Annotated in this window: 36 protein-coding genes; 34 read left to right on the top strand and 2 right to left on the bottom strand. The window is 62.1% G+C overall.

Annotated elements, in window-relative coordinates; translation table 11 throughout:
* The first annotated feature begins 3 nt into the window (after window positions 1–3).
* The 28 genes from gpM to ACODSR_RS00800 all read left to right on the top strand — a co-directional run bounded on the left by gpM (window position 4) and on the right by ACODSR_RS00800 (window position 18,345).
* On the top strand, window positions 4–813 hold the full coding sequence (gpM, locus tag ACODSR_RS00935; RefSeq protein ID WP_489072849.1) for a phage terminase small subunit: 810 nt from the start codon (window positions 4–6) through the stop codon (window positions 811–813).
* Between the two features lie 120 nt (window positions 814–933).
* Window positions 934–1,194: a hypothetical protein gene (locus ACODSR_RS00930; protein WP_489072848.1), complete on the top strand. Its 261-nt coding sequence runs from the start codon at window positions 934–936 to the stop codon at window positions 1,192–1,194.
* The gene (locus ACODSR_RS00925) at window positions 1,191–1,673 is read left to right on the top strand and encodes a head completion/stabilization protein (protein WP_489072846.1); all 483 of its coding nucleotides are present in this window, start codon (window positions 1,191–1,193) and stop codon (window positions 1,671–1,673) included. Before ACODSR_RS00930 ends, ACODSR_RS00925 begins: the two co-directional genes overlap by 4 nt.
* On the top strand, window positions 1,673–1,897 hold the full coding sequence (locus ACODSR_RS00920) for a tail protein X (RefSeq protein WP_489072844.1): 225 nt from the start codon (window positions 1,673–1,675) through the stop codon (window positions 1,895–1,897). Before ACODSR_RS00925 ends, ACODSR_RS00920 begins: the two co-directional genes overlap by 1 nt.
* Window positions 1,898–1,900: 3 nt before the next feature.
* Window positions 1,901–2,233, top strand: a complete 333-nt coding sequence (locus ACODSR_RS00915) for a hypothetical protein (protein ID WP_489072842.1) — start codon at window positions 1,901–1,903, stop codon at window positions 2,231–2,233.
* A gap of 2 nt (window positions 2,234–2,235) precedes the next feature.
* Window positions 2,236–2,688, top strand: coding sequence for a D-Ala-D-Ala carboxypeptidase family metallohydrolase (locus ACODSR_RS00910; RefSeq protein WP_489072840.1), 453 nt, complete (start codon window positions 2,236–2,238; stop codon window positions 2,686–2,688).
* A complete protein-coding gene (locus ACODSR_RS00905) occupies window positions 2,685–3,080 on the top strand; it encodes a hypothetical protein (RefSeq protein ID WP_489072838.1) in 396 nt (131 codons plus the stop codon). Before ACODSR_RS00910 ends, ACODSR_RS00905 begins: the two co-directional genes overlap by 4 nt.
* Before the next feature lie 132 nt (window positions 3,081–3,212).
* Window positions 3,213–3,695, top strand: coding sequence for a phage tail protein (locus ACODSR_RS00900; protein ID WP_489072836.1), 483 nt, complete (start codon window positions 3,213–3,215; stop codon window positions 3,693–3,695).
* Window positions 3,692–4,363 (top strand): phage virion morphogenesis protein, encoded by a 672-nt coding sequence (locus tag ACODSR_RS00895; protein ID WP_489072834.1) that lies wholly within the window; start codon window positions 3,692–3,694, stop codon window positions 4,361–4,363. Before ACODSR_RS00900 ends, ACODSR_RS00895 begins: the two co-directional genes overlap by 4 nt.
* Before the next feature lie 80 nt (window positions 4,364–4,443).
* Window positions 4,444–5,337 (top strand): baseplate assembly protein, encoded by an 894-nt coding sequence (locus ACODSR_RS00890; protein ID WP_489073146.1) that lies wholly within the window; start codon window positions 4,444–4,446, stop codon window positions 5,335–5,337.
* On the top strand, window positions 5,334–5,975 hold the full coding sequence (locus ACODSR_RS00885; protein ID WP_489072832.1) for a phage tail protein I: 642 nt from the start codon (window positions 5,334–5,336) through the stop codon (window positions 5,973–5,975). The genes ACODSR_RS00890 and ACODSR_RS00885 overlap by 4 nt, the downstream gene beginning before the upstream one ends.
* The gene (locus tag ACODSR_RS00880) at window positions 5,976–7,034 is read left to right on the top strand and encodes a gp53-like domain-containing protein (protein WP_489072830.1); all 1,059 of its coding nucleotides are present in this window, start codon (window positions 5,976–5,978) and stop codon (window positions 7,032–7,034) included.
* Window position 7,035: 1 nt separating this feature from the next.
* Window positions 7,036–7,476, top strand: a complete 441-nt coding sequence (locus ACODSR_RS00875; protein ID WP_489072828.1) for a hypothetical protein — start codon at window positions 7,036–7,038, stop codon at window positions 7,474–7,476.
* Window positions 7,477–7,479: 3 nt separating this feature from the next.
* Window positions 7,480–9,012 (top strand): hypothetical protein, encoded by a 1,533-nt coding sequence (locus ACODSR_RS00870; RefSeq protein ID WP_489072826.1) that lies wholly within the window; start codon window positions 7,480–7,482, stop codon window positions 9,010–9,012.
* Between the two features lie 15 nt (window positions 9,013–9,027).
* Window positions 9,028–9,936, top strand: a complete 909-nt coding sequence (locus tag ACODSR_RS00865) for a hypothetical protein (protein WP_489072824.1) — start codon at window positions 9,028–9,030, stop codon at window positions 9,934–9,936.
* A gap of 14 nt (window positions 9,937–9,950) precedes the next feature.
* Window positions 9,951–10,370 (top strand): hypothetical protein, encoded by a 420-nt coding sequence (locus ACODSR_RS00860; RefSeq protein ID WP_489072822.1) that lies wholly within the window; start codon window positions 9,951–9,953, stop codon window positions 10,368–10,370.
* A gap of 82 nt (window positions 10,371–10,452) precedes the next feature.
* Window positions 10,453–11,025 carry a phage baseplate assembly protein V gene (locus tag ACODSR_RS00855; protein WP_489072820.1) on the top strand — a complete coding sequence of 191 codons (573 nt, stop codon included), beginning with the start codon at window positions 10,453–10,455 and terminating at the stop codon, window positions 11,023–11,025.
* A complete protein-coding gene (locus ACODSR_RS00850; RefSeq protein ID WP_489072818.1) occupies window positions 11,025–11,375 on the top strand; it encodes a GPW/gp25 family protein in 351 nt (116 codons plus the stop codon). The genes ACODSR_RS00855 and ACODSR_RS00850 overlap by 1 nt, the downstream gene beginning before the upstream one ends.
* 15 nt (window positions 11,376–11,390) lie before the next feature.
* Window positions 11,391–12,566: a phage tail sheath subtilisin-like domain-containing protein gene (locus ACODSR_RS00845; RefSeq protein ID WP_489072816.1), complete on the top strand. Its 1,176-nt coding sequence runs from the start codon at window positions 11,391–11,393 to the stop codon at window positions 12,564–12,566.
* 43 nt (window positions 12,567–12,609) lie between these two features.
* Complete coding sequence (locus ACODSR_RS00840) at window positions 12,610–13,122, top strand: phage major tail tube protein (protein ID WP_489072814.1); 513 nt, start codon at window positions 12,610–12,612, stop codon at window positions 13,120–13,122.
* A 60-nt stretch (window positions 13,123–13,182) separates the two neighbouring features.
* Window positions 13,183–13,491: a phage tail assembly protein gene (locus ACODSR_RS00835; protein WP_489072812.1), complete on the top strand. Its 309-nt coding sequence runs from the start codon at window positions 13,183–13,185 to the stop codon at window positions 13,489–13,491.
* Window positions 13,492–13,499: 8 nt separating this feature from the next.
* Entirely contained in the window at window positions 13,500–13,631 is a 132-nt protein-coding gene (locus ACODSR_RS00830; protein WP_489072810.1) for a GpE family phage tail protein, read from the top strand.
* A complete protein-coding gene (locus tag ACODSR_RS00825; protein WP_489072808.1) occupies window positions 13,631–16,051 on the top strand; it encodes a phage tail tape measure protein in 2,421 nt (806 codons plus the stop codon). The genes ACODSR_RS00830 and ACODSR_RS00825 overlap by 1 nt, the downstream gene beginning before the upstream one ends.
* 25 nt (window positions 16,052–16,076) lie before the next feature.
* Window positions 16,077–16,262, top strand: a complete 186-nt coding sequence (locus ACODSR_RS00820; RefSeq protein WP_489072806.1) for a hypothetical protein — start codon at window positions 16,077–16,079, stop codon at window positions 16,260–16,262.
* A 5-nt stretch (window positions 16,263–16,267) separates the two neighbouring features.
* Window positions 16,268–16,681 carry a phage tail protein gene (locus tag ACODSR_RS00815; RefSeq protein WP_489072804.1) on the top strand — a complete coding sequence of 138 codons (414 nt, stop codon included), beginning with the start codon at window positions 16,268–16,270 and terminating at the stop codon, window positions 16,679–16,681.
* Window positions 16,678–17,688, top strand: coding sequence for a contractile injection system protein, VgrG/Pvc8 family (locus ACODSR_RS00810; protein ID WP_489072802.1), 1,011 nt, complete (start codon window positions 16,678–16,680; stop codon window positions 17,686–17,688). Before ACODSR_RS00815 ends, ACODSR_RS00810 begins: the two co-directional genes overlap by 4 nt.
* A gap of 62 nt (window positions 17,689–17,750) precedes the next feature.
* Complete coding sequence (locus ACODSR_RS00805; RefSeq protein WP_489072800.1) at window positions 17,751–17,936, top strand: type II toxin-antitoxin system HicA family toxin; 186 nt, start codon at window positions 17,751–17,753, stop codon at window positions 17,934–17,936.
* A gap of 19 nt (window positions 17,937–17,955) precedes the next feature.
* Window positions 17,956–18,345 (top strand): type II toxin-antitoxin system HicB family antitoxin, encoded by a 390-nt coding sequence (locus tag ACODSR_RS00800; protein ID WP_489072798.1) that lies wholly within the window; start codon window positions 17,956–17,958, stop codon window positions 18,343–18,345.
* A gap of 28 nt (window positions 18,346–18,373) precedes the next feature.
* Here ACODSR_RS00800 and ACODSR_RS00795 read toward each other — a convergent pair whose 3' ends face one another.
* Together ACODSR_RS00795 and ACODSR_RS00790 are read right to left on the bottom strand one after the other, a co-directional pair.
* Complete coding sequence (locus ACODSR_RS00795; protein ID WP_489072796.1) at window positions 18,374–19,090, bottom strand: hypothetical protein; 717 nt, start codon at window positions 19,088–19,090, stop codon at window positions 18,374–18,376.
* Between the two features lie 22 nt (window positions 19,091–19,112).
* Window positions 19,113–19,778, bottom strand: a complete 666-nt coding sequence (locus ACODSR_RS00790) for an XRE family transcriptional regulator (RefSeq protein WP_489072794.1) — start codon at window positions 19,776–19,778, stop codon at window positions 19,113–19,115.
* 45 nt (window positions 19,779–19,823) lie between these two features.
* Here ACODSR_RS00790 and ACODSR_RS00785 point away from each other — a divergent pair, with 45 nt between their 5' ends.
* The 6 genes from ACODSR_RS00785 to ACODSR_RS00760 are packed head-to-tail and all read left to right on the top strand — an operon-like array spanning window position 19,824 to window position 21,768.
* Entirely contained in the window at window positions 19,824–20,192 is a 369-nt protein-coding gene (locus tag ACODSR_RS00785; RefSeq protein ID WP_489072792.1) for a transcriptional regulator, read from the top strand.
* Window positions 20,192–20,476, top strand: a complete 285-nt coding sequence (locus ACODSR_RS00780; RefSeq protein ID WP_489072790.1) for a hypothetical protein — start codon at window positions 20,192–20,194, stop codon at window positions 20,474–20,476. Before ACODSR_RS00785 ends, ACODSR_RS00780 begins: the two co-directional genes overlap by 1 nt.
* On the top strand, window positions 20,473–20,667 hold the full coding sequence (locus tag ACODSR_RS00775) for a hypothetical protein (protein ID WP_489072788.1): 195 nt from the start codon (window positions 20,473–20,475) through the stop codon (window positions 20,665–20,667). Before ACODSR_RS00780 ends, ACODSR_RS00775 begins: the two co-directional genes overlap by 4 nt.
* A complete protein-coding gene (locus tag ACODSR_RS00770; RefSeq protein WP_489072786.1) occupies window positions 20,664–20,972 on the top strand; it encodes a hypothetical protein in 309 nt (102 codons plus the stop codon). Before ACODSR_RS00775 ends, ACODSR_RS00770 begins: the two co-directional genes overlap by 4 nt.
* Window positions 20,969–21,457 (top strand): hypothetical protein, encoded by a 489-nt coding sequence (locus ACODSR_RS00765; RefSeq protein WP_489072784.1) that lies wholly within the window; start codon window positions 20,969–20,971, stop codon window positions 21,455–21,457. Before ACODSR_RS00770 ends, ACODSR_RS00765 begins: the two co-directional genes overlap by 4 nt.
* A gap of 23 nt (window positions 21,458–21,480) precedes the next feature.
* Window positions 21,481–21,768, top strand: a complete 288-nt coding sequence (locus ACODSR_RS00760; RefSeq protein WP_489072782.1) for an ogr/Delta-like zinc finger family protein — start codon at window positions 21,481–21,483, stop codon at window positions 21,766–21,768.
* Window positions 21,769–21,862: the final 94 nt, after the last annotated feature.

The following is a 21,862-nucleotide window of genomic DNA, read 5'->3' as shown; positions in this document are numbered from 1 at the left end:
CACATGAGCCTCGCTCGCCGTCACAGGGACCGTATCCTTGCTGCAAAAACTGTTGCGTCTGCTCCCGATGATGGAGCGGATGCCGCCCCCGCTGCTGCCCCTCTCCCGGCAGCGGGGGCGGTCAACGCCTCCCCGGCAGACCGCGCCGCCGCGCAGATCGCCCTGCGCTACACACACGATCTGCGCCGTCTGAAGGAAGTCCGATCGATCGACAAGAAGATCGAAGTGAAACGGGAAATCCTGCCGGAATATCGCAATTGGGTCGCTGGAATCTTGGCCGCCGATGCTGGCGTCGGCACCGGCGTTGCCGCAGAAGTCCTGCCGACCTGCATGGTTTGGCTGATCGACACCGGCTGCTATGCCGAAGCGCTCGACCTCGTGCCGTTCATGTTCAAGCACCGCGTCGCTATGCCGTCGCGCTATCAGCGTGACGCGGCGACGATCGTCGTGGAAGAAATCGCGACCGCCGCGCTAAAGGCGCAGGGCGTAGGCGCATCCTTCCCGATCGCTATCCTCGATCGCGTCGCCGATCTGACCAGCCATCTCGACATTCATGACGAAGTGCGTGCCAAGCTGCTCAAAGCCATCGGCGTCGAGCAGTTGCAAGAGGCTGAGGATCTTCCCGCCGATGAAGGCATGGCCGCCCTGACGGCTGCGGTGTCCACCCTCAATGAAGCCCAGCGCCTCCATGAACGGGTAGGCGTCAAAGACCGGATCAAGCGCGGCCTCAAGCTGATGGCGGCCATCACCGCCGCCCGCGAAAAGGCCATTGCCGAACAGAATGAAAAACAGGGCGACGACACCGCCGCCTGACAAGCTCGCCCCCGGCGCTCAGGGGCGGATCGCGCGATGCGGGAAGGCCTTCGGGCCACAGGGCCGCACTCTCCCCGATCCTCACCCCTGTAAGCCGGCGGGCCGGTTGCCAAGGATCTAATGATGCAAAGCCTCATCACCGCCATTGTTCTTGCAGCCATATTGTTTGCTCTCGCGACCGATGCTCGCGCGGTCATGGCTGACGTGATCGCATTTCATCGTCGCCTATCGCCTGAATTGCCCGCGTCGATCCGTCGGCTGCTGTGGCAGCAATATGCCTGGATTGGTTTCCCGATCGGGAAAGCGCTGGCCCTTCTCCTTTGGCTGGCGCTTGCCTTCCTGCTCGCCTGTCAGATGGCGCGTCTGGTAATGGCGGCATGAGTTTCGTTGCGCGCCCGCCCGCGTCCGAGATCGAGCAGCCTCCGGCAGAAGAAACCGACGTTATCAACGACGGCTTTTTCCCCGATATCGACCCAGCGGCTGTGCGTGAAGCTGCTCGTATCCCAAACAGCATTACGACCGCCCGCCTGCGCGCTGCCATCCTTGGCGCGATCATGACCGTGGAAATCGACCTGCGCGCGTTCGCCGCGACGTCGATCGCCGCCGGTTATGCATCGCTGGCCGCTGTCCCCGCGCCCCAGCTGGACAGCCAGAGCGTGCAGCTGATCCGCTATCATCGCGCCGTCGCTCTCTATGCCAAAGCCGAACTGATCGACCGCCACCGGGATTTCGACACCACGGCGGCGGGCGGCAGTCAGGCTGACGAACTCACCCCGACCATCGGAGAACTGCGCCGCGACGCCATGCATGCTGTCCGCGACATATTGGGCCAAAACCGCACCTGTGTGGATCTGATCTGATGGCGACGCAGCAGCGCCTTGTTGCCCGCTCCGGGGACAAGCTGGATCAGCTGCTGTGGCGTGACGCGGGGCTTGGCCCCGACGAGATCTCGCGCGTCTGCGACGCCAATCCCGGCCTTGCTGACCTTGGCTCCATTCTGCCGCTCGGCACCGTCGTCACCGTGCCTGCCACCGCCGACACTCGCGCGCGCCGCGCGCTACCGCTCATTCAGCTTTGGGATTGATTCATGGATTTGCGCACCTTCCTCGAAACATCGGCCGACGTCGTCGGCTCCCTTACCCCGTCGCTGATCGGTTCAGCCGTGGCGCAGGCTTGGAAGCCCGCTCTGTCCTTCCGGCAGCGCTTCCTCCAGTGGGTGGTCGGCTCGACCGTCAGCTATTATGCGACGATCGCCGTCATTGCGGTGACTGGATGGAGCCACTTCGCTGCGCAGTCGATCGCCTTTGCCGTCGCGCTTCTGGCCTTCGACGCCACCCCCCGCATCGCCAAGGCCGCGATCGACACGCTGACCAGCGTGCCGGGCCGCATCGCTGACCGCTTCCTCCCCAAGAAGGACTGACCATGCAGCTGTCCCCCAATTTTAGCCTGGCCGAATTCACCGCGTCGGCGACCGCCGTTGCCCAGCGTATCGATAACACGCCCAGCGCCGCGCAAATCGTGGCGATGAAGCTGCTCTGCACCAAAGTGCTGGAGCCACTGCGCGCGCATTTCGGCAAGCCGATCCGCCTCACCTCCGGTTTCCGGTCGCCCAAATTGTGCCTCGCCATCGGCTCGACCGTTACCAGTCAGCACGCCAAGGGCGAGGCCGCCGACTTCGAAATCCCCGGCATCGACAATGTCACCGTCGCCACCTTCATCCGCGATCGTCTGCCTTTCGATCAGCTGATCCTTGAAAACTATGTGCGCGGCCAGCCCAACAGCGGGTGGATTCACGTCAGCTATCGCGATGGTCGGCTGCGCAAGGATGTGCTGACCTATTCGCGCCGCGCCTATTTCAAGGGGCTGCTGGCATGATCGGTAGATCGCACCTCGTCCTGGCCGCCGCACTGGCCGCCTGCGCCGCAGGAATGGGCGGCATCCTCTATGGAACCGGGGTTGGCGTCACACAGGAACAGGCCGCGCAGAAGCGCGCAGACGATGCGCGCCGGGCCGCGACTGAAAAGCTGCAAGGTCAGATCGACGCTTCCACTATCCGCGCGCAGACGGCCGAATATGCCCGGCAGGGCAGTGTCAGGGAAATCCATAATGAGACGCAACATGTTATCGAACGTCCGGTCTATCGCAATGTCTGTGTCGATGCTGATGGCGTCGGCCTGCTCGACCGCGCCGCAGCCACGGCCAACAGCGAAGATCTCTGGGGCATATCTGGCGACACCCGCCCGATTGCCGACCGTCCAGCGGACTGACGCGGGCAGCATGACCGGCGCGCAATGCATGGGGAGCCTGACGGCCCTCTATGACGTCGCCGGGCAGATCCGCGCCACCCTGATCGAATTGCAAGCACAGGCCCGCATGGCGAACGCGCAAGGGAACTGACGATGCGCAAGGCCGACAGCCTGCGGCAATGGCTCACCGCCTTCTTGCCGGATTTGAAAACCCATCCCGACCGCCTCCACATCTGGGTAGAAGGCGGCCAGATCGGTACGCGCAAGTCTCGCACCCTGTCGTTTGCCTATGCCTATACGCTCAAGGTCGGTATCTGGGAGTTTGCCGGGGACGCCGACACGATCATGGTGCCGATGCTGGCGTGGATCGAAAAGGAACAGCCCCAGCTGCTGCATCGTTCCGATTCGCAGCCCTTTGGCTTCGAAGCCGAATTGCTCGATAGCGACGTGTCGGACATCGTGATTTCGATCGAACTGACCGAACCCGTCTTGGTCCTGCCCCGCGAAGATGGCAGCGGTTACGACGTCCAGCACCCGCTAGAGCCTGATTACTCAGGCGGCTTTGGCGACGGCGGTGCGACCTTCACAGAGGTTCTGGCAGGCGATCAGCCTGTCTTCCCGGATCCGGCGTCGTGACGGACGATCTTGCCGAAGTCGAACGCATTGCCGGGGCGCTGATCCGCAGCTTGTCGTCAGGTCAGCGCCGCACTCTCATGCGCCGCATGGCCCGCACCTTGGCCCAGAGCCAGCGCGACCGCGTCGCCTCCCAGCGCCAGCCCGATGGCAGCAAGTTTGAAGCACGTAAGGAAAAAGCCCCGCCAGTGACGGGCCGGGGCGCGACCTGCTTCCTCTATCCTGCCGGTGGCGGCGGGGAGCCGCGCAAGGTCATCATGAAAAGCTTCGCCTGGACAACAGGCCGCATGATGACCGGTTTCGATATCGAGGCGGGCGCGATCCGCTCATTCGAGTTCGACAAAGTCGTCAAATGGCTTCCTGTGCCGGAAGAGCATCGAAACGCGGGCAGCGGCAAGCTGCGCCGCCGGGGTGGCCTGCGCCGCCGCGCCATGTTCAGGCGCTTGGCAAGCGCACGATTCCTGCGCACGGGCGTTGACGATCAGGGCTTTTGGGTCGGCTTTTCGGGCAAGCTGTCGCAGATCGCGGGCGTTCACCAATATGGCCTACGCGACAAGCCGTCGTTGCGGGCGCAGGCGGTCCCTTATGCACGGCGCGAACTGCTGGGCATGACGGGGCCCGACCGTGATAGCCTGCTGGATCTGCTATACAGCCATATTGCTGAAGCCTGACGCCGCCCCCGCATTTGGACTAGCCCCTGTCCAAATGCGGGGACTGGTATTGCCCCCTACGCTGCAACGACATGGCCCGCATGGCCGAAACCCCTTACACCGCCGTCAATCTGTCCGAACTGCCTGCGCCCGACATTATCGAGGCGCTGGATTTCGAGACGATCCTGTCGGACGCGGTCACGCGGATGCGGGCAATCATGCCGGATTTCGAAAACCGCGACAGCGACCCGGCGACCAAGCTGCTGCAACTCTTCTCCTATGCCGCTCAGATGCTGCGCCAACGCGTCAACGATGCGGTCCGCGCCGTCATGCCCGCATATGCTGTCGGGGGCGATCTCGACAATATCGCGGCTCTGTTCGGCATTGTTCGTCTGACCATCACGCCTGCTGACGTAGCGCTGGGGATTCCGGCGGTCATGGAAAGTGATGCGGATTTCCGTCGGCGCATGGTGTTGGCACCGGAGGGCTATTCGGTCGCTGGGCCGGAAGGCGCTTATATCTTCCACGCCCTTTCGGCCGATCCCGACGTGCTGGACGCCAGCGCGACCAGCCCCAATCCAGGCGAAGTGCTGATTTCTGTCCTGTCGCGCACCGGATCTGGGCAGGCATCTCCGGCGCTCATCGCCGCCGTGCTGGAATTTTCATCGGATCAGACCCGCCGCCCGCTCACCGATTTTGTCACCGTCCAGTCCGCTGAAATCCTTGAATATGCGGTTGTCGCATCAATCACGACATTCAGCGGACCCGATGGTGCCGTCGTACTTCAGTCCGCGCGCGCTGGTCTCGATGCCTATGTGGCGGCCAGTCACAAGCTCGGCCGCGACATTACACGTTCCGGCATCTTCGCTGCGCTGCACGTCCCCGGCGTCCAGAATGTCGTCCTTGCCTCACCCGCCGCTGACATCGTCGTCTCGCGCACCCAGGCGCCATACTGCACCGGCATTGCCGTCGTCCATGCGGGGACAGATGAATGATCTATCCCACCCTTCTGCCACCCGCATCGACGCCGCTGGAAAAAGCGCTTGAACAGGTCGCCCTTGGCCTCACGGATCTGCCGACGCCGATCCGCGACGTCTGGTCGCCACAGACATGCCCGACCGCGCTGCTGCCTTGGCTGGCATGGGGTCTTTCCATCGACGTGTGGGATTCCCGCTGGAGCGAGGCAACGAAACGCGCCGCCGTCGCAGATGCCATCGCCTTCCAGCGGCGCAAGGGGTCGCCTGCGTCCCTGCGCACCGTGCTGGATCGTTTCGATCCGCTGATCGGGCTGGTTGAATGGTTCGAGGATCGCGAAAATCTCGACCCATATTGTTTCCGCCTGGAACTGCCTCTGCTGGCTGAAAGCGGCGTCATCTATGACGAAGAGACGGTCGCCCAGATCCTTCGCGACATCGCGCAGATCAAGCCCGTGCGTTCCCACATGTTCGCCGTCCATCGGCTGCGTGCGGATGCAAATGCATGGCTGCTCTCGGCAGCGCAATCGGGCGGCCTCACTCGCCTCGACAGCGATGCCGACATGGCGTCCGCCACCAACCCGGTCTGGGACAGCTACCTGCAAACCAACAACGGCGAACCGATCCTGTCGGCCAGTTCGCAATTTCTGGAGGCATAAATGGATCCGATCAAACTTATGATCACGATCAGCGGCCTCGACGCTCTGGTCAACGCGCAGGAAGGCTCAACCGAACCGATCATCATTACCGAAGTGGGCCTGACGCAGTCGCATTTCGTGGTCGCGCCGACGCTGACGGCGCTGCCCGGCGAATTCAAGCGCATCAGCGCTGTATCCGGCCAGTCGGTGAGCGAAACGGTCATCCATATGACCGCGCAGGATGTCAGCGAGGATATCTACGATCTGCGCGGCATCGCCCTGTATCTGGGCGATGGGCGGTTGTTCGCGGTCTATAGCCAGCCCGACCCGTTCTTCCGCAAGGTTTCCATCGCCTTCTTCCTGCTGGCGCTCGACATCGCTTTTTCCAATGGGGTGGCAGGCGACATCAGCTTTGGGGACACCAGCTTCCTGTTGCCGCCCGCCAGTGAGACGATGAAGGGCGTGGCGGAAATCGCCACGGCGCAGGAAGCCGCAGCGGGCGAAGATGACCAGCGGATCATCTCGCCCAAAAAGCTGCGCCAGATCCTCGACGCGCTGGGCCAGCTGATCGCGCCGGGCGCATCCGATTTTGCCTCAGCCCTTGCTGCATTGCTCGCTCGGACCATCACCGGCGATGGACTGGTGACGGGCGGCGGCGACCTGACCGCCAGCAGGACGCTGGGGGTCGCGGCGGCCAGCGTAGCCGAAGTCGAGGCAGGGGCCATCGCCGACAAGGCCGTGACGCCTGCAAGTCTGGCTGGCGCACTCGCCAATCTGGGTGGCTGGTCCCTCTCGCCGATCGTTTTCAAGATCCCCGGCACGCCCGCCATCGTCCAGATCGGCGAGCATCGCGCGTTCTACACGGCCGAACAGTCGGTCAGCATCACTCTGCCGTTCACCTTCCCCAATGCCTGCCTCTACGCGGGACCGATTGGTTACATCGCCGCCGCCGACAACTTGCGCGACATGTTTGTTCAGATGCGCGAACGATCTGCATCGTCCTTCACCGTCTATGTGCAGGCTCCCGACAGCGCCGATAACCGGCTCGACGGCTTCGACTGGATCGCGATCGGATATTGATATGAACATTTTCTATTCCGCTTCTGCCGCCGGTTTCTTCTCGACAGCTATCCACGGCGACGCGATGCCCGCCGACGTCGTGCCTGTCAGCGCCGCCCGCCATCGCGAGTTGCTGGCAGGCCAAGCGAAGGGCGGCACGATCGTCGCTGGCGATGATGGGCGTCCGCGCCTGCATCGCCCCCGCGCGACGCTCACCGACCAGCGCGCACAGGCCGTCCGCCGGATCAAACGCGAAGCCGCGCGCCGGATCGAGACGGTGTCTCCGCTTTGGCGTCAGATCAACGACCAGCGCGCGCCGTCGAGCGATGGCGCTGCGCGTTTCGTCGCGATCGACGCGATCCGGGCCGCATCCGAACGGATCGAGGCCGAAGTGGCAACCGCGGATGCGGCGCAGCTGGTGGCGCTCGACATCGCAGCGCACCCCTATTGGCCGGAGGTCTGACCTATGCCCAAAATTATCGACCTGCCTTCCATTGGTGCGATCAGCGGCGGGGAAATGCTGATCCTGGAACAGGATGGCGAAACTGCGCGCGGCACCCTGCGCGAAGCTATGGACGGCGCTGGTCTGGGCGCGGACCGCGTCAATCTGGATGGGGAGAGCGTGGAAGACATTCTGTCGGCCATGCGCACCTATACCAGCCCGATGGGCGGACTTGGCGGCGCTGAATACACCGCCCGCGCATTAAGCCGCGAAAGCTGCTTCGTTGCGGCCGAGGGAGACGCCGACGGTCGCGTGATCGTCGCGATCCGCGAGGACGGCGCGCATCAGGTTCACAGTCTCGCCTTCGATCGCCCATTGGCGCGTGAAGGAGGTTTTGCCTTCGGCGTCGTAGCTGGGGACCATATGCTCCCTATTCTTGACCGGTCGGGCGGCCTGTGCGGCTCTCGGCTCACCCTTGCCGACACGCTTCCCCGTGAAGGCCGCGCCGCGTTGTCGGCGCAGGTGGCGGGACGGACGCTCCCGATCCTGCGCCATGATGGCTTTGCGGCCATGCCGGTCGATCAGCGTTCGCTGCGAGGCCGATTGGGTGACCGCATGGTCCAGCTTTACCCTAGCAGGGACATTGATTGCTGGGGCGATAGCCAGACGCAGGGCTATCCCACGGAGACCGGCCAGCCTGTTTACCAATGGTGGCAGTGGCTGCGCGATTTTCTGCAGGCTGATGGCGATCAGCGACAAATCCAGAGTCGCGGCGCAGGCGGCCAAAATAGCAGCCAGATCGCCGCCCGAATGGATGCTGTCCCCATTGCAGTCACGGTAGCAGGCGGCATCATCCCGACCGATGGCACTCCGGTAGCGGTTACGACGATCACGCCTGACTTTCTGACCGCTACGTCAGATCAGCTGTTCGCCGTGAAGATTGCCGGGGTTGCTGGGATGTTGCTTCGGGCAAACGACGGCACGCGCAGTTTCGTCCGGGCAATGGATGGGCCAGCGGTCAACGTCCCTGCTAACGCGCCCTTGTCGCTCGACATAGCCCCTACGCGGACCCAGATCATCTTTGCCGGCCGCAACGACGCAGGCTTTGAATTTTACACGCTGCTGGCGAACATTCAGGCGATCGAGCGTCGCCAGCAGTCAGCCTTGCGCCATACGCTGGTGATGGGGCCGACCAACGCATCAGTCGTCAATCCCAGCGGCGCACCATCCGCCTATGCCGACGAAGGCAGCGGGACGCCCGGCCACGCGCAACTGCGCCGCACGATCGACCGTCTTGCCGCTATCTACGGCCCCCGATTCATGGACGTGCATCGCTTGTTGGTCGATGACGGTCAGGACATCGCGGCATGGCTCGATGCCAGAGGCTACTTCGCGCCGTTCGGGCTGTCATACGCGCCACATGCACAGGATGCTGGCGACATCGCGGCCGACCGCGTGCCCGCGTCGCTGCGCGGCGACGGCCTGCATTTCAACAGCTTTGGTCATGCCGTCGTGGGGTGGCTCGGCCGCGCTCAGCTGCATGCGCTCAATTTCTAAACCGGAGTTTCGTCCATGGGCATCATCAATCTTTCAAGCCGTGCCATCGCCGGTGAAGCGCTTTCTCTTCCGCGACATAGCTGGATGGACGAGCGGCTGAATGACGGCGTCCTGATGCTGGCCAGCGCCGTGCATAGTTCGATGTCGGCGGAGCAGCGTCTGTTGTTGCCAACGCAGGGCGGCATTCAGCTGATTGACAATTTGGCATGGCGGCAGGCGGCTGCGATCATCGGATCCGGCGATGCACAAAGCCTGTCGGCCCGTATCGTCAACAATTTCCTGCCTACTGACATCGTCTTTGAGCGTTCCGCCAATCTGGGGATTCAGGGCGCATGTTCGCGCGTCAATATGAACGCGGGGCGCAGTTCGGTCATCACGCTGCCTGACCCGATCAAGGCTAGCATGATCGCTAATCCGCGCTGGCGCTATTATTTCGCCTTGCGCGGCCTCATCACCCGCGAAGCGCTCTACAACGGTCAGGCGCTGCCGCTGCTCGCCATGATGGGCAGCACCACCAACGACATGTTCACGATGTTCCTGATGGGCGACGATGGCGGGATCGAGCGCGGATCCACGCAGCCACAGGATCTGCTCGGCTCTTTCGCATCGTCCCGCAATCAGGAGGGGATACCCTTCCTTATCACGTCGGGCAGCTGGCGCTTTGCCAATAATCTGCCCGGTGCCATCGCGGGCTTTCAGGCGCTGCTCTGCATCTGGGGCGGCCCTGCCAACTTCGCGTCCTTGGCGCAGAACAAGGCGGCCAGTCATATCTTCTATGATGCCGTGATCGAAGAAGGCCTGCATTCGCGCCGCAGCTATGCTGAATTTGAAGAGCAGCACCGGGAAATTTTTGCGCGCGACACCGCGACCGGGGGCGTCCTGCATGGCGACGCCTGGACGCCGCCCGCCATCCTCATCGCTTAACAGGAGATATCATCATGACCTTGGCCACCGCAGCCCTTGCCCTGCTGTCGAAAATCGCGACCATCATACTGGCGCACGATGCCGATCGGATTGCAGAGATCCGCGACCAGTATCGGCGCTTCCTCGTAGGCCATGCCCAGCTTCTGGGACTGGCCGCGTCCGACATCGATAACCTCGACCCCACCGGCGCGATGCGATTGGCTACCACGACCATACGCGAAGACATGCTGACTATGGCGCGTATGATCGCGGACGCGGAAAACCAGCATGTCTCGCCATCTATGATCGCCTTTCATGCCGCGTGGCGGGATCTCTACGCCGACAATGCCACCGCTCTGGGACTGACGGAATTGGACGTCATGGAAATTGACGCCACCGTTGTGCAGTACCGCACCGGCGCAATGCCGGGCGACACCGTTCCTGCCGCAGGATAAACGCCAACGCCCTGCATTTGGATAGCTGCCTGTCCAAATGCAGGGGCGCGAAAGCTGATCCCGCCCGCGCCATGGTCGCCCCATGGCCTATACCTCCGATCCACAGCAGCAACTTGGCGATGCCATTCAATATGGCGTCATCGCGTCTGTCGATCATGCCAATGCGACCTGCACCGTCACGCTGGGCGATCTGACCACCGGAGAATTGCCTTGGATCGCCCAGCGCGCGGGTGCGATGCGCTGCTGGTCGCCGCCCTCTGTGGGCGAACAGTGCGTCGTGCTAGCCCCCGAAGGCGATCTGGAAAACGGCTTTGTCGTGCTGGGCCTCTATTCCGACGCCAACCCGCCGCCGTCAAATGATCCTTACGTCGTTCGGCTCGACATGCACGACGGGGCCACGATCAGCTACAATCATTCGACCCATGCTCTCGTCGCGATCCTGCCCGCAGGCGGCATGGCAACGATCGAAGCACCCGGCGGTGCGGTCATCAATGGTCCCGTCACCATCAATGGCTTGCTGACCGTCAATGACGATGTGACGGTCAATGGCACCGCTACCGCGACCGATGACGTCGTCGGCGGCGGCAAGAGTCTCAAAGGCCACAAGCATAGCGACGTTCAGGCAGGCGCCGCCCAAACCGGAGCGCCGGTCTGATGGCTGGCATGTCCCGCCTTTCCGGCGCTGCCCTCGCTGGCATCGATCATATCAGGCAGTCGATCGCCGACATCCTGTCCACCCCGATCGGCACGCGCCTCGGCCGCCGCGAATATGGCTCGCTGATTCCTGACTTGATCGACCAGCCCATGACGGCGGCAAACATCCTGCGGATCTACGCGGCGACCGCTGTCGCCCTGTCGCGCCATGAAGACCGCATTCGGCTGCGACAGGTCGGCATAGCCGCGGGCGAGCGCCCCGGTGCTGCTGTTCTCACCCTCGTTGCAGACCGGACCGATGTGGCCCCGGCCAACGCGCGCACCCGCCTCGTCCTGCCTCTCTCCCTCTGAACCAAGGAAACGATCATGGCTTTCAAACATGGTATCACCCTTATCGAAGTGGCCGATGGGCCGCGCACGCTGACTGCCGTATCCACTTCCATCATCGGTCTGGTCGCCATCGCGGCCGACGCTGATCCCGCCGTCTTCCCGCTCGACCGCCCCGCGCTCATAACCGACGTGGAAAGCGCGATCGGCAAGGCCGGTGTGGACGGCACGCTGGCCCTGTCCCTGCGCGCCATCGCCGATCATGCGCGCCCGATGATCGTCGTGGTGCGCGTGGCCGAAGGCGATGACGCGGCGGAGACCGCCAGCAATGTCATCGGCACCACGGATGCCAATGGCCTCAAGACCGGGATGCAGGCCTTGCTGGCCGCGCAGGCGCAGGTTGGCGTCAAACCCAAGATTCTCGGCACTCCCGGCCTCGAAACGCAGGCCGTCACCACGGCGCTGGGCGTCGTGGCGAAGAAGCTGCGCGGCTTCGGCTACGCGCGCGCCATCGGCGAAACGGTCGGCGCGGCCATCGCCTACCGCGCCAATTTCAGCGCGCGCGAACTCATGCTGCTGATGCCCGATTTTCTCGCGTGGGATACGGCGGCCGACGCGGCCGTCACCAGCTATGCCGCCGCCCGCGCGATGGGCCTGCGCGCCCTGATCGATACCCAGACCGGCCCGCACAAGACGCTGTCGAACGTCGTGGTGGAAGGCGTCGTTGGCCTCACCAAGGATATCCATTGGGATATCGAGGATCAGGCGAGCGAAGCCGGGCTGCTCAATGCCAAGGAAATCACGGCGCTGATCCGCACCGACAGCGGCTATCGCTTCTGGGGCAACCGCACCACCGCCGAACCTGACAGCCAGTTCGTCTTCGAAAGCACCGTGCGCGTGGCCCAGTTGCTGGCTGACACGATCGTCAACGGCATGATGTGGGCGATCGACAAGCCGCTGACCCCGGCATTGGCCAAGGACATCATCGAAACCATCAACGGCTTCTTCCGCCAGCTAAAGGGCGCAGGCGTCATCCTGGGCGCGAACGCATGGTTCGATGAAGCCGCCAACAGCGTCGCCAACCTCAAGGCGGGCAAGCTGCGCATCGACTATGATTACACGGTCCCGCCGCCGCTGGAGGATCTGGGCTTCAACCAGCGCATCACCGACAGCTATTTCGCCGATTTCGCCAAGCAGCTGACCGAAGTCGTCTGACGCGACACACCCCGACATCCCTCTATTTGCATAGGAGCCAGCGATGGGACTGCCCCGCATCCTCAAGAACATGAATTTTTACAACGAGGGCTTTGCCTATGGCGGTGAAGCCAAGACCGTCACGCTGCCGACGCTCACCCGCAAGATGGAGGGCTATCGCGGTGGCGGCATGAGTGGCGAAGTCCAGATCGATATGGGCATGGAAGCCATGGAGCTGTCCGCCACCTTCGGCGGCCCGGTCCGTGATGTCCTACGTCAGTGGGGCGCGCCGACCATCGATGGCGTCTATCTGCGCTTTGCCGGTTCCTATCAGCAGGACGATACCAGCGCCGTCGATACGATCGAGGTCATCGTGCGGGGGCGCTATTCCGAAGTCGAAATGGGTGATCAGGAAGTGGGCGAGCCGGGCGAATTCGGCATCACCATGGCGGTTGCCTATTACAAGCTGGTCTGGAACGGGCGCACGGAAATCGAGATTGACCCCCTCAATCTGGTCGAGATCGTCGGCGGCGTGGACCGGACCGCGCAACAGCGCGCCTCCATCGGCATCTTCTGATCCCTGCAGCCCCGCGCAAGTCGCCGGGCCGACCACCCACCTGAAATTAGAGAGAGCATCATGAGCGAACCCACCGATCCCCTTTTCCGCACCGTCACCCTCGACAGCCCAATCCAGCGCGGCGAAACCACGATCGACAAGCTGCAGTTGCGCAAGCCCCGTTCCGGCGAACTGCGCGGCCTGTCGCTGGTCGATCTGGGTCAGCTGAAGGTGGACGCCCTGACCAAGGTGCTGCCCCGCATTACCGTGCCGCCGCTGACTGAAGCAGAAGTCGGGAACATGGAACCGGCAGACCTGCTCGCCTGCGGTGCGGAGATCGGCAGTTTTTTGTTGCAGAAGTCGCAGCGCATGGATGTCCCCGCTCAGTAGATGACGCGATGGCGGACGTGGCGATCATCTTTCACTGGCCGCCCGCCGCCATGGATAAAATGGGCTTGTCCGAACTGATGGGCTGGCGCGAACAGGCCGCGCGCCGCTCCAAACCCCCTGAGAAAACTGGAAAGCGATAATGGCGGACAGGAATCTTCGTCTTCAGATCATCCTTGAAGCGTTGGACAAGGTCACATCACCGCTCAAAAATATCACCGGCGCGTCGTCCGCCGCGCGTCGGGATCTGGCGAAGACGCAAGCCGAACTGAAATCGCTTGATGCCCTGCAGCAGCAGGTCGGCAAATATAAGGCGACCGAAACCCGCTTCGCCGATGACAGCCGGAAATATAAGGAAACCCAGACACGGCTTGCCTCCCTGCGCGAACAGCTGGAGGCAACGGAAAAGCCGACAAAGAAGCTGCGCGATGAGTTCTCTCGCACGGAGAAGCAGGCCGCCCAATTGACCGCGCGAATCGACACCGGCGGCGCTGAACTGCAGCAGCTGTCGGGTAAGCTGTCGGCCGCTGGGATCGACGTTGCCGACCTTGCCACCCATGAAAGCCGTCTTGCCGATCGAACCGCCGATGCCAATCAGGCGCTCCGTCAGCAGACTGCCCAGCTTGAGAAGGTGGCGCAGGCCACCCGCAACACGCAAAAGCTGAACGATGTCAGCCAGAAGGCCACCGGCATGGGGCTGGGCATGGTCGCCGCTGGGACCGCCGCCGGTGCGCCGATCGTGATGGCGACGAGGCAGGCAATGACGCTGGAAAGCGCCATGGCGGACGTCCGTAAGGTCGTGGACTTCCCGACCCCCGAAGCGTTCAACCAGATGTCCAACGACATATTGGACATGAGTACGCGGATCCCAATGGCGGCGGAAGGGATTGCCCAGATCGTTGCCGCTGCTGGGCGCGCGAACGTCCCACGTGACGAACTGATGCGCTTTGCCGAAGATGCGGCCAAAATGGGCGTGGCGTTCGACAGCACGGCCGAACAGGCGGGCGAAGCCATGGCCAAATGGCGCACGGCGTTTGGCCTGCCGCAAAGCGGCGTGGTGGATCTCGCCGATCAGATCAACGCGCTCACCAACAGCTATGGCGGCAATGTCGGCGCAGTGACCGAAATGGTGACGCGGATCGGCCCGCTGGGCAAGGTCGGCGGCCTTGCCGCCTCGCAGATCGCGGCGATGAGTCAGGTCTTGTCCAGCGTCGGCGTGGAATCGGAGATAGGCGCTACCGGTATCAAGAACATGATGCTGGCGCTGACCAAGGGGACATCGGCGACGAAATCGCAGCAGGCGGCTTTCAAGGAACTAGGCTTGGACGCCGTGCAGATGTCGAAGGACATGCAGAAGGACGCGGGCGGCGCGATCACCAATGTCCTCGAGCGTATCCAGAAACTGCCAAAGGAAGCGCAGGCCGGACTGCTCACCGAATTGTTCGGGTCGGAAAGCGTTGCCGCCATCGCGCCGATGCTGACCAGCCTCGATCAGCTGAAAACAAACTTCGGCATGGTCGGTGACCGCAGCAAATACGCCGGGTCGATGAACAAGGAATTTCTGTCGGCCATCGCCACCAGCGAAGGCGCGACCGGGCTTGCGACCAACGGACTGTCGGCGCTCAATATCACCATGGGGCAATTTCTCCTGCCTACCGTCGTGAAGGTGGCGAGCTACATCAGTTCGGCCTCTGCCGCCATGCGTGGCTGGGCGCAGGAACACCCGATGCTGGCAAAGGGCATCATGATCTTCATGGGGGCCGGGTCGGCGCTCCTGATCCTGCTGGGCGGCCTTGCGCTTGCATTCGCCGCCTTGACTGCTGCTGCCGCGCCCCTGGGCATCGCCTTGGGGCCGTTGCTGCTGATCGTCGCAGCCATCGCCGCCGTCGCCGCTGCCGCCTATCTGATTTACGACAATTGGGGCGCGATCTCCGCGTGGTTTGGCGACCTGTGGGAAGGCGTCAAGGCTGTGGTCAGCGGGGCGATCAGCTTCCTGATCGACGCTTTCCTGACCTTCACCCCGCTTGGCCTCCTGATCGGGGCGTTCGCGCCCGCGCTGGGCTATCTGCGCAATCTCGATTTCGCCGGTTTCGGCCGCAACCTGATCGACGGCTTGATCCGGGGCATCACCAGCAGGCTCGCCGCGCTCAAATCCACCATCGTCAACGCGGCCAATTCCGTCGCCAATTGGTTCAAGGAAAAGCTGGGTATTCATTCGCCGTCCCGCGTCTTCGCCGGGCTGGGCGGCTTCGTCATGGCCGGGCTGGATCAGGGACTGGCGGCGAATACGTCCGGGCCGCTTTCGCGAATTAGCGATCTGTCGGGGCAGATGACGCGGGCGTTGAGCATTGGGGCTGTCGGGACGGCCATGGCAACAGCATCGCCAGCAGCTGCGCAGTTGCCGGGCAGCGCTGCCGCTGGTGCGCCGCAAGCGCCACCCCGGACCTACAACCTGCATTTCCACGGCGTCACCGGTGATCCGCAGGACATCGCCGACGCAGTCCGTGAAGCCCTGGAAAAGATCGAGCGCGATCGGCGCGGTCGCGGCTTCGGCGACGAATGAGCGGCCTGACACGAGGACAAAGACTATGCGCGTGAAAGTAGGAAATCAGTGGTTCGAATGTGCGCCGGGACGCCCAATCGCTGTTGAACTCACTCCGGCAGACCGCACCAATATCGCTAACATGGCGGAAAAGGCTACGCGATACGGCCAGTTTCATAAAGGCGACGACGCCGAAACGGCAACGTCAAAGATGGCATGGATGGCGGATTAGCGACTATGCACCTGATGGCTTTGGGCATGTTCCTGTTCGAAATCGGAACGCTGGCCCACGATGAAATGCAGCGCAAAACCGACTGGCAACACGCTCGGTCTGCCCGCGTCGGCGCGCGCGATGCCACGCAATTCACCGGCCCCGGCGATGAAACGATCAGCCTGTCGGGTACGGTCTATGCCGAAATCGCTGATGGCCGCGTGTCACTCGATGATCTGCGGTCCATGGCCGACGATGGCGAGGCGCTGCCCTTGGTCGACGGCACCGGCACCGTCTATGGCAACTTCGTCATCACCGCGATTGATGAACGCCATGCCTTTATGATGGCCGATGGCCGCGCGCGGCGCATCGATTTTGGCATCGACCTTCTGCGGGTAGATGATCCGGCGGCCCGTAACAGCGTCCAGGCGACGGGATGAGCGAAAAGATCAGCAACATCGCCGACTGGCGCGTAACGATGGACGGCAAGGATCTTTCGGACCGCCTGCGCCCGCGCCTGGTCTCTCTGTCCATATCCGAAAAGCGCGGCGACGAAGCCGACCAGCTGGATATTGTGCTGAATGACACGGACGGCCAATTGGGCATCCCGAAGGAAGGGGCGGTCCTGCACGTGCAGCTTGGCTGGAAACAGGGCTGCAACGTGACCGTGGGTCTGATAGACAAGGGTAGCTTCAAAGTGGACGATGTGTCGCATAGCGGACCGCCCGATCAGATCACAATCAAGGCGCGCGCGGCCGACTTCACCAGCCAGATCCGCAACCGCCACCAGCAAAGCTGGAAGAACACGACGCTGGGCGCGGTGCTAAAGGACGTCGCCGGGCGCAATGACCTGACGCTGAAGATCGCCGCCGATCTGGCATCGATCGCGCTGCCCTCGATCAGCCAGAGCCGCGAAAGCGATATCGCCTTCCTGCGGCGTCTGGGGCGGGAGAATGACGCGGTGGCCACCATCAAGGACAAGCGCCTGATCTTTGCGCGCAAGGGCGCAGGCGCGACCACCAGCGGCAAAGCATTGCCCACGTTGACGATCCGCCGCGCCGATGGCGATCGTCACAATTGGCAGCGGCAGAAGCGCGACGGGCAGGAGGGCGTGACGGCCAGCTGGCACGACAAAAAGGGGGCGAAACGTCAGACCTTCACCGTGGGCAAGGCAGATGGGGCAAAGACGCTCCGCAAGGTCCATGCCGATGAAGCATCGGCAAAGCGCGCGGCAAGGGCGGAATGGGACCGACTCAAGCGGGCACCGGAAACCCTGGACATGAAACTGGCGCTGGGCCGCGCCGACACCATCCCCGAAGCCCGCGTGAAGGTCAGCGGCTACAAGGATCAGATCGACGCGGCGACGTGGCTAATTGCGGAGGTGACGCATCGGCTCGATAAGGCGGGCGGCTACACAACCGACGTGAAGATGGAGATTGCGCCTTAGAGTTACGTATCTATTTGCGCATTCCGTTTGACTTTTACAGGGCAATGTGCAAATAATTGCGCATGGAACGGGACAGTAAGAAGATCGTGAAGCGCCTTGTCGCGGACGGGTTTGAACTGGTGAGTATCGCCGGATCGCACCACAAATTTCGCAAGGGCACTATCACCGTAATCGTGCCGCACCCGAAAAAAGATCTGCCAACTGGCACCGCGCGCAGCATAGCTAAGATGGCGGGCTGGATCGATTAAGGGCCAAGGAGGGCCGAATATGCATTATTTCTACGCCATCGTGCATAAGGACGATGATAGCGCCTATGGCGTTGAGTTTCCCGATGTTCCAGGCTGCTTTTCGGCGGCCGATGACAAAAGTGATATTGTACCCAACGCGATCGAGGCCTTGTCACTCTTCTTTGAAGATGTACCCATGCCACCCGAAACCCTGGACAGCATTCATATGGCGAACATGCCGATCCCGCCTGAAGGCGCGTTCGTCGTGATGGTCCCCTATATTCGCAACACCGGCAAGCTGGCGAAGGTCAACCTGTCCATGGATCGCGCCATGCTCGATGCGATCGACAGTGCCGCTGCTATGCGCAAGCTGACCCGTAGCGCCTTTGTGACGCAGGCCGCCCGCAATGAGATTGAAGGGCGGCACTGATCTGTCAGCCGCGTGGAGTCGATTTCGACTATTTGCTGAGGTCGAGGCCAAATTTTTGGCCCAAGGTGTAAAAGCCCGCAACGCATGAAATCGTCATTGCCGTCGCTTGTTGCAAACCGTCCTTATATGACTGAATTTTCGATGGACGGGTGTCGCCGTCTATAACTTCCATCATGGTTTGCAGCGCAGCGGCTTTTAGACGGTAACTGGATTCGCACGCTGATGCAGCCTCTTTCGCCGCATCTTGGTCTTGATCTGACAAAGATGGGGGAACATTGAGGCGGGTCATCATGTCTGCCGAATTCGCGCACTCTTTCTGGCTCTCGCGTGCGGCAGCATATGCATCTACAGTCGTTGCTGTACCCTTTGCTACTTCCCCTAAAGAACTGACAGCCTTGCTGCTTGCCTCGTCGCAATTTTTCCCATGTGCTAATATATTCGTCCAATAACCTCGGAAAAAGGTGCTGTTCACCGAGCGATATTGCTCTGCGTTGGCCTCATCTGCTTTTACTTCGGTTTGTAGTTGTGGCGCGGACGGCTTTTTAGTGTCGCCTTTGCCCTTCTCGGGCACGGGAATGACAATGCCAGTTACTACGAATAGCGCCAGAGCGACGCCGAAACCGCTCAGCGCCCGCTTGCGCGTTCCCATTCGTAGTTTTGGCATCGGTCGGATCAGCGCAACCACCGATGCACAGAACACAACTAAGCACGCCAGCAGCGTGCAGAATGCGATTACGTCTCTCACTTGTCCCCCAAGGCAATTGCGGTCAGGTGCGCCGAATCACACCGACCACGCGGCCGAAAACAGACATTTCACCATCGACCGCCATTTCATCGCTAACCTGCTGATTGTCGGCCATCAACTTATAGTTGCCATCGGGCAGAGCGCGCACACGCTTGATTGTGCCCAGACCGCCATAGAACAGCGCCCATATGCCTTCCTGCTCATCAATGGATCTGCGTGAACGGTCGATGATGACGATGTCGCGATCGTTGATCGTCGGATACATCGAATCACCGCGCGGCCGGGCGATCGTCAGGAACTTCGCTGGAGCGTCGGTAAATTGGCGGACCCATGATTCAGGCATCCACTGGGACGCGGCATGGACCGGTAATTCATCCGAATATGCTGATCCCATGCCAATTGCGAGATCCACCTCCTCGATCTTGATGAGGCCCATCTCTTCCGCAATATCTTCTCTGGAAGGGGTAATTATCGCATCTCTATCAGGATCGTCGCTTTCGCCGATCAGATATTCTGGCGACGTCCGAAGCGCTTTCGCGATTTTGAAAAGATGCGTTGATCCCCTCGATTCTCCCCGTGCCAGCTTTCCGATCATGGATGAGGAAACGCCAACATCCTGAGCCAAGCGGGTTTGCGATAAGCCTCGCACCGCCATGATTTGTATCAGTCGATCAGGGATGATCACCATCCTGACCACTTACAACTTAGGTTGCCACTATGACATGAGAGAATAGTGGTTGACGACAGCAACCAAGGTTGCCATAAGGCTACTATGGTTGCTCCACTCACCCCCTTCGAGGCACTGCGCCTAGCTACCAACACCTTGGGTTCCCAAGGAAAAATGGCGCGTGTTTGCGGTGTGTCATCCACCGCAGTCTGGAAATGGCTGCAATCTGGCAAAAGGCTTCCCGCTGAACATGTTTTGGCGGTCGAAGCCGCGACAGGCGTATCTCGCCTCCTCCTTCGCCCCGATATCTATCCCCTTTCTAAAGCACCGCAGGGCATCGACCCCGGCGAAGACTGTGGCGGCATCATACCCGCGCGCCTCGTCACCGTCGCTTGCGAACAGGAAAGCAAAACGCAACGAAAGGATGCTGCCTGATGCACGTCATCGCCATGTCCGCGCGCCAATGCGGAAAATCTTTCACCCATGCCGAACATCTCGAAGTCGCGCTGTTCAATGTATTGTTCGATGCGGCACGCCCCATGATCCCCAGCGATCTTGAGATGAAGCTGCGCTGCACCCGCCGCGACCTGTTCCGCGCCATCACCGCGCAATACCGGCTCGGCAACGTGCGTCGGGGTCAACCGGTGGAACTGACTAAATCGGGACATATCGCCATCGCGGCGCGCAGCTTTGCCGGTGCAGCGGCGGTGGCAGCATGATGCGCAACGCCTATCGCCTGCGCGGTCGCTTCGCCGCGGAACAGACATTCGAGGTGCCGGAGGAACTGACGGCGCGCGATGAACCCGCCCCGGCTGTCGAACTGCCGCGCTGGTACAGCCTCGCCTGCTTTCTCCTCATAAGCAGCAGCACCCTATTCGCCATGTGCGCCATCGGGAGGCCAGGGGCATGATGTCCGCTCTTGTTCGACACGACGGCATCGCCATGCCGCTCGACACCTTCATCGACGCCTATCGCATGGTGTGTGTCGATCGATTCGCCCTGCCCAATCTGACGAGCGACGCCCGTCTGATGACGGTCGATCCCACCGGCACTGTTTTGGAAGACTGCCGCGCCAATCAGATCGATTTGCCCAATATGGCGGCCTTCCGTCTGATCGAAGGCCAACAGGAAATCGCCCCCTGCCACGGTTGCGGCACGTCTGCCGATGAAGGCGATATCTGCGAAAGCTGCAGCGAGGGAGATTGGGGCTGGTGACCAAGATCCGTGCGCCTCTATCATTCTCTCTCGCCATCACGACCGTTATCGGCGTGGTGGGCTGGGCAGATGCTGGACGCATCACGCGTCGCGCCAATCGGACTCTGCGCCATTGGAGCGAAAGCGACCGCAAGGGCACCCCGACGCTCGATCAGGCCATCGCCTTGGACCGCGCCTTTATCGCGGCTGGCGGCGACTATGCGCCGATCCTCGAAAGCTATGCCCTGCAACTCGACGTCACCCTCGCTGCATCCTTGGCCTGCCGCGCAGCCCTCGGCGAAGACATTGCGGCAGCCTCCCGCGAAACCGCCGACGCAATAGGCGCCAGCATTCAGATCATTCAGCCCGGTGCGTCCCCGACCGCTGTGCATCGCGCCATCGCCGAAACGGAAGAAGCCGGGGTCCGCTTGACCCGCCTTCTGGGTCGACTCAAATCCTTCTTGCCCGGCAATGGGGTCGCGCAGGAATATAGCGGGGGACGCTAAGAATGTCGGGACGACCTAATCAAATGCCTCATGTGACCTGCCCTGCCTGTGGCGGACGCGCCTTTGCGCGCGCCATCGGTAAGCGCAGTGCGACCTATCGCGAACTCTATTATCATTGCCGCAACCCCGACGCCTGCGCGCACGAGTTTGTGGTGTCGATGGAGGCTGTCCGCACGATCAAGGTCAGCCGCTTCCCCAAGCCGCTCATTGCCCTGCCGATCACCCAATGGCACGCCGCTGCCAACGACCGCGCTGCAAATGACGATGATGGCCCGCCCTCGCATCCCGTCGCTCAAACGATACTCAGCTAGGCCGACGCGGGCGTAAGCGCCCGCGCTCCCTGTCTCAAGCCAATCCATTCGGCACCCCCGCTGCCGGAAACGCCCTTTCCTTGCCCTCTATTTT

Source organism: Sphingobium sp. FG125, from assembly GCF_057809795.1.
The sequence above is the reverse complement of the archived record's forward strand: the minus strand, read 5'-3'. Positions and strand labels throughout refer to the sequence as shown.